Annotated in this window: 14 protein-coding genes, 1 tRNA gene and 1 pseudogene; 8 read left to right on the top strand and 8 right to left on the bottom strand. The window is 60.1% G+C overall.

Annotated elements, in window-relative coordinates:
- Nucleotides 1-10: 10 nt before the first annotated feature.
- Together C2E16_RS04935 and hpxU are read right to left on the bottom strand one after the other, a co-directional pair.
- Nucleotides 11-799, bottom strand: a complete 789-nt coding sequence (locus tag C2E16_RS04935; RefSeq protein WP_038627956.1) for a transporter substrate-binding domain-containing protein — start codon at nucleotides 797-799, stop codon at nucleotides 11-13.
- 199 nt (nucleotides 800-998) lie between these two features.
- Complete coding sequence (gene hpxU, locus C2E16_RS04930) at nucleotides 999-1,838, bottom strand: MurR/RpiR family transcriptional regulator HpxU (RefSeq protein WP_084971638.1); 840 nt, start codon at nucleotides 1,836-1,838, stop codon at nucleotides 999-1,001.
- Nucleotides 1,839-1,958: 120 nt separating this feature from the next.
- On the opposite strand from hpxU, the gene C2E16_RS04925 reads away from it, so the two are divergent.
- From C2E16_RS04925 to hpxZ, 4 genes are read left to right on the top strand one after another with little or no spacing between them, the layout of a single operon-like run.
- Nucleotides 1,959-3,545, top strand: a complete 1,587-nt coding sequence (locus C2E16_RS04925) for a gamma-glutamyltransferase family protein (RefSeq protein ID WP_038627961.1) — start codon at nucleotides 1,959-1,961, stop codon at nucleotides 3,543-3,545.
- 14 nt (nucleotides 3,546-3,559) lie between these two features.
- On the top strand, nucleotides 3,560-3,745 hold the full coding sequence (gene hpxX / locus C2E16_RS04920) for an oxalurate catabolism protein HpxX (protein ID WP_038627964.1): 186 nt from the start codon (nucleotides 3,560-3,562) through the stop codon (nucleotides 3,743-3,745).
- Complete coding sequence (locus C2E16_RS04915; RefSeq protein ID WP_104951431.1) at nucleotides 3,742-5,151, top strand: AtzE family amidohydrolase; 1,410 nt, start codon at nucleotides 3,742-3,744, stop codon at nucleotides 5,149-5,151. The genes hpxX and C2E16_RS04915 overlap by 4 nt, the downstream gene beginning before the upstream one ends.
- The gene (hpxZ, locus tag C2E16_RS04910) at nucleotides 5,141-5,530 is read left to right on the top strand and encodes an oxalurate catabolism protein HpxZ (protein WP_084971326.1); all 390 of its coding nucleotides are present in this window, start codon (nucleotides 5,141-5,143) and stop codon (nucleotides 5,528-5,530) included. The genes C2E16_RS04915 and hpxZ overlap by 11 nt, the downstream gene beginning before the upstream one ends.
- Nucleotides 5,531-5,611: 81 nt before the next feature.
- Here the strand turns inward: hpxZ and puuE are convergent, their stop codons facing one another.
- The 3 genes from puuE to C2E16_RS04895 are packed head-to-tail and all read right to left on the bottom strand — an operon-like array spanning nucleotide 5,612 to nucleotide 8,061.
- A complete protein-coding gene (gene puuE, locus C2E16_RS04905) occupies nucleotides 5,612-6,571 on the bottom strand; it encodes an allantoinase PuuE (RefSeq protein WP_038627972.1) in 960 nt (319 codons plus the stop codon).
- A 33-nt stretch (nucleotides 6,572-6,604) separates the two neighbouring features.
- A complete protein-coding gene (gene hpxA / locus C2E16_RS04900) occupies nucleotides 6,605-7,342 on the bottom strand; it encodes an allantoin racemase (RefSeq protein WP_084971324.1) in 738 nt (245 codons plus the stop codon).
- Nucleotides 7,339-8,061, bottom strand: coding sequence for a GntR family transcriptional regulator (locus C2E16_RS04895; RefSeq protein WP_038627976.1), 723 nt, complete (start codon nucleotides 8,059-8,061; stop codon nucleotides 7,339-7,341). The genes hpxA and C2E16_RS04895 overlap by 4 nt, the downstream gene beginning before the upstream one ends.
- A gap of 144 nt (nucleotides 8,062-8,205) precedes the next feature.
- Here C2E16_RS04895 and C2E16_RS04890 point away from each other — a divergent pair, with 144 nt between their 5' ends.
- A complete protein-coding gene (locus C2E16_RS04890) occupies nucleotides 8,206-9,699 on the top strand; it encodes an NCS1 family nucleobase:cation symporter-1 (protein ID WP_038627978.1) in 1,494 nt (497 codons plus the stop codon).
- 53 nt (nucleotides 9,700-9,752) lie between these two features.
- Here C2E16_RS04890 and C2E16_RS04885 read toward each other — a convergent pair.
- Together C2E16_RS04885 and dnaQ are read right to left on the bottom strand one after the other, a co-directional pair.
- Nucleotides 9,753-9,828, bottom strand: a tRNA-Asp gene (locus C2E16_RS04885).
- A 133-nt stretch (nucleotides 9,829-9,961) separates the two neighbouring features.
- The gene (gene dnaQ / locus C2E16_RS04880; RefSeq protein WP_038627980.1) at nucleotides 9,962-10,690 is read right to left on the bottom strand and encodes a DNA polymerase III subunit epsilon; all 729 of its coding nucleotides are present in this window, start codon (nucleotides 10,688-10,690) and stop codon (nucleotides 9,962-9,964) included.
- On the opposite strand from dnaQ, the gene rnhA reads away from it, so the two are divergent.
- On the top strand, nucleotides 10,644-11,210 hold the full coding sequence (gene rnhA / locus C2E16_RS04875; protein WP_162287237.1) for a ribonuclease HI: 567 nt from the start codon (nucleotides 10,644-10,646) through the stop codon (nucleotides 11,208-11,210). The two genes, dnaQ and rnhA, sit on opposite strands and share 47 nt — an antisense overlap.
- Here the strand turns inward: rnhA and C2E16_RS04870 are convergent.
- Nucleotides 11,195-11,929, bottom strand: a complete 735-nt coding sequence (locus C2E16_RS04870; protein WP_038627984.1) for a class I SAM-dependent methyltransferase — start codon at nucleotides 11,927-11,929, stop codon at nucleotides 11,195-11,197. The two genes, rnhA and C2E16_RS04870, sit on opposite strands and share 16 nt — an antisense overlap.
- Nucleotides 11,930-11,971: 42 nt before the next feature.
- Here C2E16_RS04870 and gloB point away from each other — a divergent pair, with 42 nt between their 5' ends.
- Both gloB and mltD read left to right on the top strand, forming a co-directional pair.
- On the top strand, nucleotides 11,972-12,727 hold the full coding sequence (gene gloB / locus C2E16_RS04865; protein WP_084971323.1) for a hydroxyacylglutathione hydrolase: 756 nt from the start codon (nucleotides 11,972-11,974) through the stop codon (nucleotides 12,725-12,727).
- 71 nt (nucleotides 12,728-12,798) lie between these two features.
- Nucleotides 12,799-14,189: pseudogene (mltD, locus tag C2E16_RS04860) on the top strand (murein transglycosylase D).
- Nucleotides 14,190-14,205 lie beyond the last annotated feature (16 nt).

Below are 14,205 nucleotides of genomic sequence, written 5' to 3'. Positions count from 1 at the left end.
CGCGTCGCCCTTATGCGCCGAGGTTGGCGGGCAGCGGCGCTTTCAGCCACTGCTGCGACAGCTTGTTCAGGGTGCCGTCCTGAATGCCCTGCTCAATCAGCGCGTCGATCTTCGCCTTCAGCGCCGGCTCGCCTTTTTTCAGGCCGATATAGCAGGGCGAATCCTTCAGCATAAACTGCGCTACCGGCGCTTTGTCGGCGTTCTGGCGCGCGATGGCGGCCACCACCAGGTTGCCGGTGGCGACATACTGCACCTGCCCGGAGAGATAAGCGGAGAGCGTGGTGTTGTTATCCTCATAACGTTTTACCGTGGCATCTTTCGGCGCCACGCCGCTCAACACCATATCCTCTACCGCGCCGCGCGTAACGCCGATGCTTTTGCCGCTCAGGGCCGCCGCATTGCTCAGCGGCGGTTCCCCTTTCGGTCCAAAGACGCCAAGAAAAAACGGCGCGTAGGCGCGGCTGAAATCGATGGCTTTAGCGCGCTCAGGATTTTTACCGAGGCTGGAGATCACCAGGTCGACCTTATCGGTTTGCAGATAAGGTACGCGGTTGGCGCTGGTGACCGGCACCAGCTGCAACTTTAGTTTCATCTGGCTGGCGAGATATTTCGCCATATCGATATCATAGCCCTGCGGTTGCAGATCGGTGCCGACCGAACCGAACGGCGGGAAATCCTGCGGCACCGCCACGCGCAGCACGCCGCGCTGTTCAATGCTCTGTAGCCCGTCGGCCAGCGCGCTGCCCAACTGCATAACCATCATCGCCGCGCCCATCATTACCATGGTTAACTTTTTCATATCTGCTTTGCCCCGGAGTAAAGTGTTGCAACAAAAGATTCGTCACGAGTCTTTTTGCAACTAATGTGCCAAGTAGCAGGCGAAGGAAAAAAGAGGGGTTAAAAGCGCGAAACGGCCCGCTTAACGGGCCGTTGGCGGCGGAGCGAAAGAGAGGGAAAATATGTACCGTAACGGCGCAAAGCACCAAAATGGTGCCCCATCAGCGTTGTTCAAGCTCGTCCAGCTGCTGATAAAGATCGGCGATGGCGTGAATGCGCTGGCGTCCCTGCGCCAGCCCTTCATGCAGCAGCGCGTTAGCCAGCAGGTTCACCAGGCTCATGGCGGCGGAGTAGCTGTCAAAGGCGGAAACGCTGTCCAGCGGCGTGCAAAGCGGCCAGCGCGCCAGAGGCAGAATCCCCTGCGCCTGCGGCTCGCACAACAGCAGCACCGGTACCGCCTGCAACTGCAGCTGTTGCAGCAGCGGCTTGATAATGCGCGGACGACGACGGAAGGCGACGACAATCACCAGATCGTCAGCGGCGATATCCACCAGTTCTTCCGCCAGCGTCTGGCCTGGCTGCGGCAGAATATGCACCTGCGGACGCGCCTGTAACAGCTGCTGGCGCAGATGCAGCGCCACCGGCCAGCCGTTGCGCATGCCAACGATAAAGATGCGCCGCGCCTGCCCCAGCGCGGCGACAACCTCGCTGAACCGCTGCGCATCAAGCTGGGTCATCCACTGCGTCAGGTTCGCCATCTCCTGCTTGTAGTGGCGCGCCAGCAGCGTGTTGCCCTGCGCCGCCTCGCGGCTGTGGGTCAGCGGCATGCCGCTTTGTCGCAGGGTGCGCAGCTCGTCGCGCATATCCTTATATTTATCGTAGCCGAGCCGCTTAAACAGGCGGCTGACGGTCGCCTTGGAGACCCCGCTCAGGCGCGCCAGCTCGGCGCTGTTGTAGCCGATCAGATCGTCGAAATGGTCGAAAATAAAATCGGCGATGCGCTGCTCCTGCGGCGAAAGCTGCCCGTAATGTTGCCTGAGCCGTTCATCAAGCTGTGTCATAACCCACCCCGTAACGTTTGTTTCAGCCAGAACATAGCATAAATCACACCAGAAACCGGAGGGGCAAACCTGGAACGTCTCTTGCTTAGCTTTACCGACCAGAGCAAACAAGGGAACGCGATGATCCAGAGTAATATGGCGCCGCAGGGCATGGTGGTGACGCCGCATCATCTCGCCAGCGAAAGCGCGCTGGCGGTGCTGCGCGAAGGCGGCAACGCGATTGAGGCAATGGTGGCCGCGGCGGCGACTATCGCGGTGGTCTATCCGCATATGAACGGTCTCGGCGGCGACGGCTTCTGGCTGATTGTGCCGCCGCAGGGCGAGCCGGTCGCCATTGACGCCAGCGGCGCCGCCGGTTCGCTCGCCGAAGCGAGTTTTTATCAGGGGATGACGACGATTCCCCATCGCGGGCCGAAAGCGGCGCTGACCGTGGCCGGCACCGTTAGCGGCTGGGCCGATGCGCTGGACCTTTCCCGCGAGCTGGGCGGCGGCGCGCTGCCGCTGACGCGCTTGCTGCGCGACGCCGTGCGTTACGCCGCCGACGGCATTCCCGTTACCGCCTCGCAGGCGGCCGCCACCGTCGCCATGGCGCACGAACTCGCCGACCAGCCCGGCTTCGCCGCCACCTTTATGCCGGACGGCGCGCCGCCGCGTCCCGGTAGCCGCTTCACCCAACCGGCGCTGGCCGACATTCTTTCCGAACTCTGCGAGTACGGGCTGGAGAGCTTCTACCGCGGCCCGCTGGCGCAGCGGCTGGCGCGGGGCATGACGCAGCTGGAGATGCCGATCATGCTGGAGGATTTGCAGCGCCATCGCGCCAGACGACGCACGCCGCTGCGCCTTGCCCACCAGCACGGCGACATCTATAACCTCGCCCCGCCGACCCAGGGCCTGGTGTCGCTGGCGATTCTGGGCATCACCGACGGCCTGGAGATGGCGCAGGCGGATGAGGTGCAAACCGTTCACCGCATTGTCGAAGCGACGAAAAAGGCGTTCGCCCTGCGCGACCGCTATATCACCGACCCGCTGCATATGCGCGAGGAGATGCAGGCGCTGCTGGACAGCGGGCTGCTGGCGGAGACCGCGCGGCAGCTTGATTTGACGCGTGCCGCGCCCTGGGGCGGCGGACGCGGCCCCGGCGACACCGTCTGGCTGGGCGTGATGGACAGCAGCGGCATGGCGGTCTCGTTTATTCAGAGCATCTATCACGAATTCGGCAGCGGCGTAGTGCTGCCCGATACCGGCATCGTCTGGCAGAACCGCGGCGCGGCGTTCAGCCTCGATCCCGATCATCTGCTGACGCTGCTTCCCGGCAAACAGCCGTTTCACACCCTGAACCCCGCCGCCGCTCGCCTGAAAGATGGACGGGTGATGGTTTACGGCTCGATGGGCGGCGACGGCCAGCCGCAAACCCAGGCGGCGATTTTTACCCGCCACGTGATTCAGGGAATGCCGTTGCAGCAGGCGGTAAGCGCGCCGCGCTGGCTGCTGGGCCGCACCTGGGGCCGGGCGTCGGATTCGCTGAAGCTGGAGGGTCGCTTTCACGCCGAAACGCTGGCGCAGCTACGCGCGCTCGGCCACGAGGTAGAGACGCTGCCCGACTTCAGCGAGGCGGTGGGCCATGCGGGCGCCATTGTGCGTCATACCAACGGCATGCTGGAAGGCGCTTTCGATCCGCGCAGCAACGGCAGCGCGGCCGGTTTCTGATAAAGGAGAAAGATATGCAGACAGACAGTGACTGGAACAACTATCTGCGCCAGATGGAAGCATTGCTGGATCTGGAGCTGGATGAGGCGCGTCGCGCCGAGCTGCTGACGCAGTTTACCCGCATCGCGCAGATGGCCGGGCCGCTGATGGCGCTGCCGCTCGATATGCGGCTGGACGTAGCGGGGGTTTATCAGGCATGAGGCTTCATGAACTCTCTATCAGCCAGCTGCGCCAGGCGCTGGCACGCGGTGAGCTGAGCGCGGCGGAGATTGCCGCCGCCAACCTGTCCGCTATTGAGCAGCAGAATCCACGCCTTAACGCCTGGACCACGATCGTCGCCGATCGTATGCGCCAGCAGGCGGATCGCCTCGATCGGCTGCGGCGCGAAGGTCAGCCGCTGCCGCCGCTCGCCGGCGTGCCTTATGCGGTAAAAAATCTGTTCGACGTGGCAGGCCATCCGACGCTGGCGGGCGCCAGCCTGTTCAGCGACAGCGCGCCCGCCGCGCACGACGCCTGGGCGGTGGAGAAGCTGAGCGACGCTGGCGCGCTGCTCAGCGGCATGCTGAACATGGATGCTTACGCCTACGGCTTCACCACCGAGAACAGCCATTACGGCGCCACGCGCAATCCGCACGATCCGCAGCGCACCGCTGGCGGCTCCTCCGGCGGATCGGCCGCCGCCGTCGCCGCCGGACTGGCGCATTTTACCCTGGGAAGCGACACCAACGGATCGATTCGCGTGCCCGCCTCGCTGTGCGGGGTGTTCGGCCTCAAGCCGACCTTTGGCCGCCTGTCGCGGCACGGCACCCATCCGTTTGTCGCCAGCCTGGATCATATCGGCCCTTTCGCCCGCCGTAGCGAAGACCTGGCGTGCGTTTATGATGCGCTACAGGGCCACGACGCGCAGGACGCCTTTCAGGCTAACGTCGCCGTGCAGCCTACGCTGGGGCAGCTGGATCGCGGAATGGAAGGGCTGCGCTGCGCGGTGCTGGGCGACTTTTTCCGCCAGTGGAGCGACGACGACGCGCAGCAGGCGGTCGCAAAAGTGGCGCGCGCGCTGGAGGCGAGCACAGAACTGACGCTAGATAAAGTGGATATCGCGCGCTCAGCGGCCTTCATTATTACCGCCTCGGAAGGCGGCAACCGCTACCTGCCCCTGCTGCGCAGCCAGCCTGAGCGTTTTGAACCGCTGTCGCGCGAGCGGCTGCTGGCGGGCGCGATGCTGCCCGCCGCCTGGTACGTGCAGGCGCAGCGTTTCCGCCGTCATTTTCAGCAGCAGGCGATGGCGCTGTTTGCCCATGTCGATATTCTGATCGCGCCCGCCACGCCTTGCAGCGCCACGCTGATTGGTCAGGAGACCATGACGATTAACGGCCAGACGCTGCCGGTGCGCGCCAGCATGGGCATGCTAACGCAGCCGATCTCGTTTCTCGGCCTGCCGGTGGTGACCGTACCGCTGCAAACCGCCAGCGGCCTGCCGATCGGCGTGCAGCTGATCGCCGCGCCGTTTCAGGAAGCGCGCTGCCTGCGCGCCGCCCGCGCGCTGGAGGAAATGGGCGTCGCGGCGGCGCCGGTCGCTAAAGGGAGTGTTGCAGATGCAGTATGATCGTATCAATTTGCCTGCGGTAGTCGCGGAGGTGACAGCTGCTTTTCAGCGTTACGAACGGGCGCTGGTCGGCAACGATATCGCCGTGCTGGATGAGCTGTTCTGGCATGACGAACGCACCGTGCGCCTCGGCGCCGGAGAGAACCTGTACGGCATCGAGGCGATTCGGGCGTTTCGCGCCGCGCGTCCCGCCACAGGGCTCAACCGCCAGCTGCATAATACGGTGATTACCACCTTCGGCGAGGACTTCGCCGTGTGCAGCACCGAATTTACCCGTGTCGGCAGCGACCGCATCGGTCGTCAGCAGCAGAGCTGGGCACGATTGCCGGAAGGATGGCGCATCGTCGCCGCGCAGGTAAGCCTGATGAGCGCGTCCTGAAGGCGACCGGTTAACGAAACAGAGTGGTGAGCGAGCGGTAAGATGAGAGAGACGGCGGCCTGTTTGAGGCCGCCGGTACGATCAGATTTCCGGCGCCGGATGATGTTTTATCCAGTGTTCGGCGATCTGCTGACGGGTGCAGATCCAGACGCGTTCGTGCTGCTGAATGTAATCCAGGAAACGGGTTAGCGCGCGGAAACGCCCCGGCCGTCCCAGCAGGCGGCAGTGCATCCCCACCGAGAGCATTTTCGGCGTGGTTTCGCCCTCTTCATACAGCACGTCGAAACTGTCTTTGAGATAGGTGTAAAACTGTTCGGCGGTGTTGAATCCCTGCGGCGTGGCAAAACGCATATCGTTGGTTTCCAGCGTATAGGGAATAATCAGATGCGGCTTCACGGTGCCGTCCTGGCAGGTGACCTGCGTCCAGAACGGCAGATCGTCGCCGTAGTAGTCGCTGTCGTAGCTGAAGCCGCCCTGCTCCACCACCAGCCGTCGGGTATTCGGGCTGTCGCGGCCGGTGTACCAGCCGGTCGGCGCTTTGCCGAACAGATCCATCAGCACATCCACCGCCTGCTGAATATGCTGGCGTTCGGTTTTCGCATCCATCGACTGATAATGAATCCAGCGCCAGCCGTGGCTGACCACATCGTACTTAGCCTCACTAATTGCCTGCACGATCTCAGGATGACGCGCCAGCGCCATCGCCACGCCGAACACCGTCAGCGGCAGACCGCGCTTCTGAAACTCATTGTGAATGCGCCAGAAACCGGCGCGCGAACCATATTCATACAGCGAATCCATCGACATATGGCGATCGGGATAACTGGCGGCGCCGATAATATCGGAAAGGAACTGCTCCGATCCCGCGTCGCCGTGTAAAACGTTGTTTTCCGCGCCCTCTTCATAGTTGAGAACAAACTGCACCGCAATGCGCGCCTCGCCGGGCCAGGCGGCATGCGGCGGCTTGCCTGCATACCCGCGCAGATCGCGCGGATAGTTTTTATTAAAGCTGTACTCTTTCTTCTCTGGAGATGCACTCATTCTCTGGCTCCTTTCTTGAGCAGATAGCTTCCGTTAGTTTAGGTGCTGAAAAGCGCCCGATATCTTTTTTTCTCGTGGATATGCCAAATCGCCATATTTACTGGTGCCTAAGCCCAGCGCGACCAGCGATTCCACCATTTTTACCGCGGCGCCGACGCCGTCGATCACCGGCATGCCCAGCTCCTGCGTCAGCTCGGCGGCAAGCGTCGCCATGCCGCCGCATCCCAGCACGATCGCACCGCAGCCGTCTTCGCGTTTAGCCTGCAAACAGCGCAGGCGCACCTGCTCCTGCGCCTGTCCGCTGCCATCCTCCAGCGCCAGCACCGGCAGATCGATAGCGTGCAGGGCGGCGCAGTGGTGGGTAAAGCCATACTGCTGCAACAGGTGGCGGGCGATAATCACCGTGCGCGGCAGCGTGGTGACGATGGAGAAACGGGTCGCCACCATTGTCGCCAGATGCATCGCCGCTTCAGCGATGCCGATTACCGGGCCGCTGGCCAGCTCGCGCGCCGCCAGCAGGCCGGGATCGCCGAAGCAGGCGATAACGTGCCCCTGCACGCCCTGCTCCCTTCCCCGTTTGATCTGCTCCAGCACGCCGATCGCCGCAATCGCCTCGTCGGCGTGGCCTTCTATCGACGGCACGCCCTGCGAAGGGGAAACGGCGAGGATTTCCGTACCGGGTGCGGCGGCCGCGCGCGCCGCACAGCCGATGGTTTCGGTCATCGACAGCGTGGTGTTGGGGTTGATGACCTGAATTAAGAGGGAACTCATAAATGACGCGCTCCTTTATGGGCAAACAGACGAGTGAAATCGGGCGGCGCTTCGCCGTCGCGCTCAAAGCGCAGGGAAGCGAGGATCTGATCGAAATGGCGTTGCAGGGCGTCCGTCAGCGGCGGCAGCGCGCCCGCGCGCAGATAATCCACCAGCCGATCGTGATCGTCGCAGCGGCAGCCCTGTCGCCACGGCGCGCCCCAGACGGCGATAACCAGCGACGAACGCTGGGTCAGGTGAGTGACCATTTCCGTCAGCACCCGGTTGCCGGAAATCGCCTGTAGCTGAATATGGAAAGCGGCGGAAAGGCGGATCGCCGCCGCGCCATCCTGCCGCCGGTGCGCCTGACGCTCCTGCTCCAGCAGCCGCTCCAGTCCCGCTAAATGCGGCGGCTGACAGTGCGCCATCACGCTGGGCAGGTTGCCGCATTCGATTAGCGCACGGGTGTGGAAGATGTCCCGCGCCTCTTCCGCATCGGGCGAGGCGACCTTAGCACCACGTCCGGGCAGCAATACAATCATTTGCACCGCCGCGAGGCGTTGCAGCACTTTGCGGATGCCAGTGCGGCTGATGCCGAAGGCGATGGCGAGCGCCTCCTCCGGCAGTCGGCTGCCGGGCGGCAGCCGCTGTTCCACAATGGCGGTTAACAACGCCTGATAAACAGGCTCATGACTGTCGTTCAGTTCTGTGGCCGTTCGCTGGCCGGTTTCACGCTTCATCGCTTTCTCCCGTCGCGCGGTTTTGTATACAAAAAAGGGATCGCGGTGAGGCCCGTCCGTGTAACACCTTTTCCGGTTGGCCTGGATCCTGCAAGTGCTGAAGCACGAGGTTCTCCGTTACCCATCTTCAGAGGAGCAGGTTTCATGCCAGAACATTCAACCGTTACTTCAGCATCCGCCACACAGGACGATGCGCACTACAGTCCGCGCCTGACCAACGACGATCTCGCGCCGGTACGTCAACAAACCTGGAGCTGGTACAACATTTTTTCTTTCTGGATGTCGGACGTGCACAGCATGGGCGGCTATGTGGTGGCGGCCAGCTTCTTTACGCTGGGCCTGGCGAGCTGGCAGGTATTGATCTGTTTGCTGGCGGGCATTTGCATCGTGCAGCTCTGCGCCAACCTGGTGGCGAAGCCGAGCCAGCTGACGGGCGTGCCCTACGCGGTGATCTGCCGTCAGGCGTTCGGCGTTTTTGGCGCCAATATCCCGGCGGTGATACGCGGGTTAATCGCCTTCGCCTGGTATGGCATTCAGACCTGGCTCGCCTCTAACGCGCTGATGCTGGTGCTGCTGAAATTCTGGCCCGCGCTGGCGACGCTGACGCACGCTTCCTGGCTCGGTCTGTCGCTGCTCGGCTGGATCTGCTTTGGCGTGATGTGGCTGTTGCAGGCGGCGGTATTCTGGCACGGCATGAACGCGATTAAGCGCTTTATCGACATCGCCGGTCCGGCGGTTTATGTGGTGATGCTGGCGCTGGCGGGCTGGATTGTATACAAAACCGGCTTTTCCGGGATCGCTTTCACCCTGGCCAGCAAGAGCCTGAGCGTCAGCGAGCAGGGCTGGCAGATGATCACCGCTACCGCGCTGGTGGTCTCCTATTTTTCCGGCCCGCTGCTCAATTTTGGTGATTTCTCGCGCTACGGTAAAAGCATGCAGGCGATTCGCCGCGGTAACCGCTGGGGTCTGCCGTTTAACTTCCTGCTGTTTTCCCTGGTGACGGTGGTGATTGTTTCCGGGACGCGTTCGCTGTTCGGCAAGATGATCACCGATCCGATTGAAACCGTCAGCATGGTGGGCAACGATCTGGCGGTGGCGATTGGCCTGCTGACGATGATCACCGCCACTATCGGCATTAATATCGTGGCGAACTTCGTCTCTCCCGCTTTCGACTTTTCTAACTGCTCGCCGCAGAAGATCAGCTTCCGCACCGGCGGCATGATCGCCGCCGTCGGCTCGGTGCTGCTGACGCCGTGGAACCTGTTCCAGTCGCCGGAGTTGATCCACTATACGCTGGATGTGCTGGGCGCCTTTATCGGGCCGCTGTTCGGCATTCTGCTGGCGGATTTCTATCTGATTAAGCGCGGCAAGGTGGTGGTGGACGATCTGTTCAACGCGACGCCGTCGGGTCGCTACTGGTATCGCGGCGGCTTTAATCCGAAGGCGATCGGCGCGCTGCTGCCGTCGGTAGCGATCGGCTTGATTATCAGCTTTATGCCATCGCTGCATGCGGTCGCCAGCTTCAGCTGGTTCATCGGCGTGGCGCTCGGCGCAGGCTGCTATCGCTGGCTGGCACGCGATGAACGCGAGACGGCGGCAATGCGCTATGTCGCGCCGGTGGCGGTTCAGGAGGAGTAAAACGCAGAAAAGCAAAAGGCCGATTCATTACTGAATCGGCCTTTCCGAATAGTTGGCGGTGCGGACGGGACTCGAACCCGCGACCCCGGCGTGACAGGCCGGTATTCTAACCGACTGAACTACCGCACCGCGCTGTGTTCCCCGTCGGGAACGAGGCGCATATTAAGGGGAGTTGCGCTGGCCGTCAACGCTTTTTCTTACGCGGGCGTTCGTTTGCCTGTTTTTTCATCTTACTGCGTTTTTTTGCAGCGAAATGATGTATTTATGCCCGCCAAAGGCAGCTGCCGCCCTTTTTCATCACCAGGTCGAGACGCTGTTCATGCGCCATCACCTCTTCGTCGCTGGCCGCCACCACGCGCAGCCCGGAGGTGCGCGCGACGCGCTGGATCCCTTCGCCGCTTTCGTTCTGCTGTTGTTCACCGTCCATAGAGAACGCCAGCGAAGTCTGTCCGCCGGTCATGGTCAGAAAGACTTCCGCCAGAATCTCGGCATCGAGCAGCGCGCCGTGCAGCGTTCGCTTGCTGTTGTCGATTTCGTAACGCGAGCAGAGCGCATCCAGGCTGTTGCGCTTGCCGGGGAACAGCTTACGCGCCATTAACAGACTGTCGGTGATCTGACAGAAGGTTTCCGTTTTGCTGATGCCGCGATTCAGCTTGCTGAACTCGTAGTCCATAAAGCCGATATCGAACGAGGCGTTGTGGATCACCAGCTCGGCGCCGCGAATATATTCCAGGAACTCGTCGGCAATCTCGCTGAAGGTCGGTTTATCCAGCAGAAACTCGTCGGCGATGCCGTGAACGCCGAACGCTTCCGGGTCCACCAGCCGATCGGGTTTCAGGTACATATGGAAATTATTGCCGGTCAGACGGCGATTGATGATCTCCACCGCACCGATTTCAATAATGCGATGGCCTTCGTAATGCACCCCCACCATGTTCATACCGGTGGTTTCTGTATCGAGAACGATCTGGCGTGTAATTGCTGTGCTCATAAGGCTCGTTTATGTCAGACTTGGCGTTTTTTCAGGAGGAAGTCTACCAGAGATGCGCAAACAGGTAGAAATTTTCACCGATGGCTCCTGCCTCGGTAACCCCGGCCCTGGCGGCTATGGCGCTATTTTACGCTATCGCGAGCATGAAAAAACCTTTAGCGCCGGTTTTTATCGCACCACCAATAACCGTATGGAGATGATGGCGGCCATCGTGGCGCTGGAAGCGCTGACGCAGCCCTGTGAAGTGACGCTCAGCACCGACAGCCAGTACCTGCGCCAGGGGATCACCAGCTGGATCCATAACTGGAAAAAGCGCGGCTGGAAGACCGCCGATAAGAAGCCGGTTAAGAACGTCGACCTGTGGCAGCGGCTGGATGCGGCGCTCAGCCATCATCAGATCAAATGGGAATGGGTAAAAGGTCACGCCGGGCATGCGGAAAACGAACGCTGCGATGAGCTGGCGCGCGCCGCCGCCGGAAGCCCGGCGTTTGAAGATATCGGCTATCAGCCGGAGTCCTGATCTTTCGTCTTGTGCAGCTGGCGCGTGGCGTTGACCGTTGCGCGCAGTTTTACTTTGCCGCTGATTTTTTTGGCTGGCGTCATGGTCAGCGGCAGGGTGCGCTTACGCGCCACCATAATATTCAGGCAGCCCAGCGCCGGTATGTGGGTGCTGATCATCCGCCCGCCCTGGCGGTTCCACGGCACCACCTGAAAACGGCTGCGGTACACCACTTCGTAATTGAGCAGACTTAGCCAGTCCAGTAAACGCATCTGGCTGAACATGCGGCCATTCCACGGCGGGCGGCGATGCAGGCCCGGCAGCAGTTTCCCCATTCCCAGCAGGCTGAGCGGATTAAAACCGGTGATAATCATCCAGCCGTCATCGATCAGCACGCGATCCACTTCACGCAGAATGCGGTGCGGGTCCTGGCTCCAGCTCAGGGTATGCGCCAGCAAGCAGGCATCCACCGATTTCGCTTCAAAGGGCAGATGCATCGGATCGGCCACCACCTGCACCGCCTGCCCCACTTCGCCGACGTTGACCTGATGCGAAATGGCGCAGGCCTGCGTATCGATCTCAACGCTCAGGTTGCCGATTTTCAGCAGATGGAAGCCATACAGCTTGCCGAGGCAAGGCTGCAGATGCTGGGTCAACGCGTCGCGGAACGATTCCCCCCAGGGCATCTCAGACCAGGAGTGCGGTGCGGCCAGAATTTGGCGTGTTTTAGCGGGCTTCATGTTTTACCATCAGTGTTCCTTCACGACGTGCGAGAGGTGTGTATGAATCTTAACAGTATCCCAGCGTTTCAGGATAACTACATCTGGACATTAAACGATGATCGGGGCCGCTGCCTGATCGTCGATCCAGGCGAAGCGGCGCCGGTGCTCGCAGCGATTGAAAAACAGCAGTGGACCCCGGTCGCCATTTTGCTGACGCATCACCATCACGATCACGTTGGCGGCGTAAAAGAACTGGTGCACAGGTGGCCTGATCTTGTGGTCTACGGACCGCAAGAGACACAAGATAAGGGCGCCACGCATATTGTCAGCGAAGGCGATATCGTGCCTGTTTTGGACTGCGAATTTAGGGTAATTTTTACGCCCGGCCACACTTTGGGACATATCTCATATTACAGCGCGCCTTATCTTTTTTGCGGCGATACGATGTTTTCAGGCGGATGCGGACGTCTGTTTGAAGGCACCGCTGAACAGATGTACGAATCTTTTCAAAAACTTGCTGAATTACCTGATGAAACGCTGGTTTGCTGCGCACACGAATATACCTTATCCAACTTAAAATTTGCTAACGCTACGCTGCCGGAAGATCGGGAAATTCAGCGCTATTATCAGGAAATTAAGAAGTTACGTGCTGAAAATTGCAGTAGTCTGCCAACAAAACTGGGGCACGAACGGTATATTAATTTATTTCTGCGTACGCAAGATGCTGATTTACAAAGGGCGTTGCGCTTGAATATGCCCCCGCAGCACGCATGGGACGTTTTTGCCCTGCTACGGCAGAAGAAAGACAATTTTTGATTTTTCTGGTTGTGTTGTGGTGCTGCAGCACGTATGATTGCTCGTCTTTTAAGCAAACCATTGACACATACATGAAGACTAGAGCGATTATCCTTCTCGCCTCGGTCTTGCTGATGATGGGATGTCAGGCATCGCGACACGATGCCGCTGTCCCTGAACAGCATGCACAGAGTCTGTCTTCAGCTGGTCAAAGTGAGAATGATAAATTTACAGATCGCCTGTTATCCCCGCGTTGGCAGGATGATGGAACGGCCCTGACTCAGGACCAGGATTTGTGGAATTACATTCGAGACGGGCTGAAAATGGAGGTTCCGGAAAACCCCGGATCCGAGAGCAGAAACAAAAGTACTTAAGAAACAAGAGCTATCTCCACGATGTAACTTTACGGGCAGAGCCGTATATGTACTGGATAGTCGAGCAGATTAAGCAACGTAAGATGCCGATGGAACTGGTACTACTACCCATAGTGGAGAGCGCTTTTAACCCCCACGCCACATCCGCCGCGAATGCCGCAGGCATCTGGCAGATAGTGCCGAGCACGGGGCGTAACTACGGTTTAAAACAGAATCAGTGGTATGACGGCCGACGCGATATCGTCGCTTCGACCCGAGCGGTTCTGGATATGATGGAACGTCTGAACAAGATGTTCGACGGAGACTGGTTGCTGACCATCGCAGCGTATAACAGCGGCGAAGGGCGAGTGCTGAAAGCGATTAAACAGAATAAAGCGCGCGGCAAACCAACCGATTTCTGGCATCTGTCCTTACCGCGTGAAACCACGCTGTACGTTCCTAAAATGCTGGCGTTGCAGGATATCCTGAAAAACAACAAGCGTTATGGCGTACGGTTACCAGCCCCGAACGAAAGTCGAGCGTTGGCGCGCGTTGAAGTGGGTCAGCAGATAGAACTGACGCAGGCGGCGGAAATGGCCGGCTTGCCGGTCGCGAAGCTGAAGAACTACAATACGGGCTACAAACGCGGCGCCACGGCGCCTAACGGACCGCACTATATTATGGTGCCGAAGGCGAATGTCGCTCAGCTGCGTAGTTCTCTGGCCTCTGGTGATATCGCCGCTGTACAGCCGACGCGTCTTGCGGCAAACAGCGCCAGCACCAAAAGCTATACGGTGCGTAACGGCGACACCCTGTCAGGCATAGCCAGCCGGATGGGCGTTTCGGTAAAAGCGTTGCAACGCGCGAATAATTTGCGCGGTAACACGATTAAGCCGGGACAGACGCTGACCTTTGGTAACAGCGTCGCAGGTAGTGAACTGGCCGATAACGGCAACAGCATCACCTATAAGGTTCGTAAGGGTGATTCTCTTGCCAGTATTGCGCGTCGACATGGTGTGGACATCAAAGACGTCAAGCGCTGGAACAGCGTGCTGAGCGACAGTAGTTCGATTCAGCCAGGTGATAAGATCACCCTGTTCGTGAATAACAGCGCGACGCCAGACAGCTAAACTTGCTGAAGAGAAA

Origin of the sequence: Mixta calida (genome assembly GCF_002953215.1) — a bacterium.
GTDB classification, from domain to species: Bacteria; Pseudomonadota; Gammaproteobacteria; order Enterobacterales; family Enterobacteriaceae; genus Mixta; species Mixta calida.
Note: the sequence above shows the minus strand (reverse complement) of the source record. Positions and strands in the feature narration are given on the sequence as shown.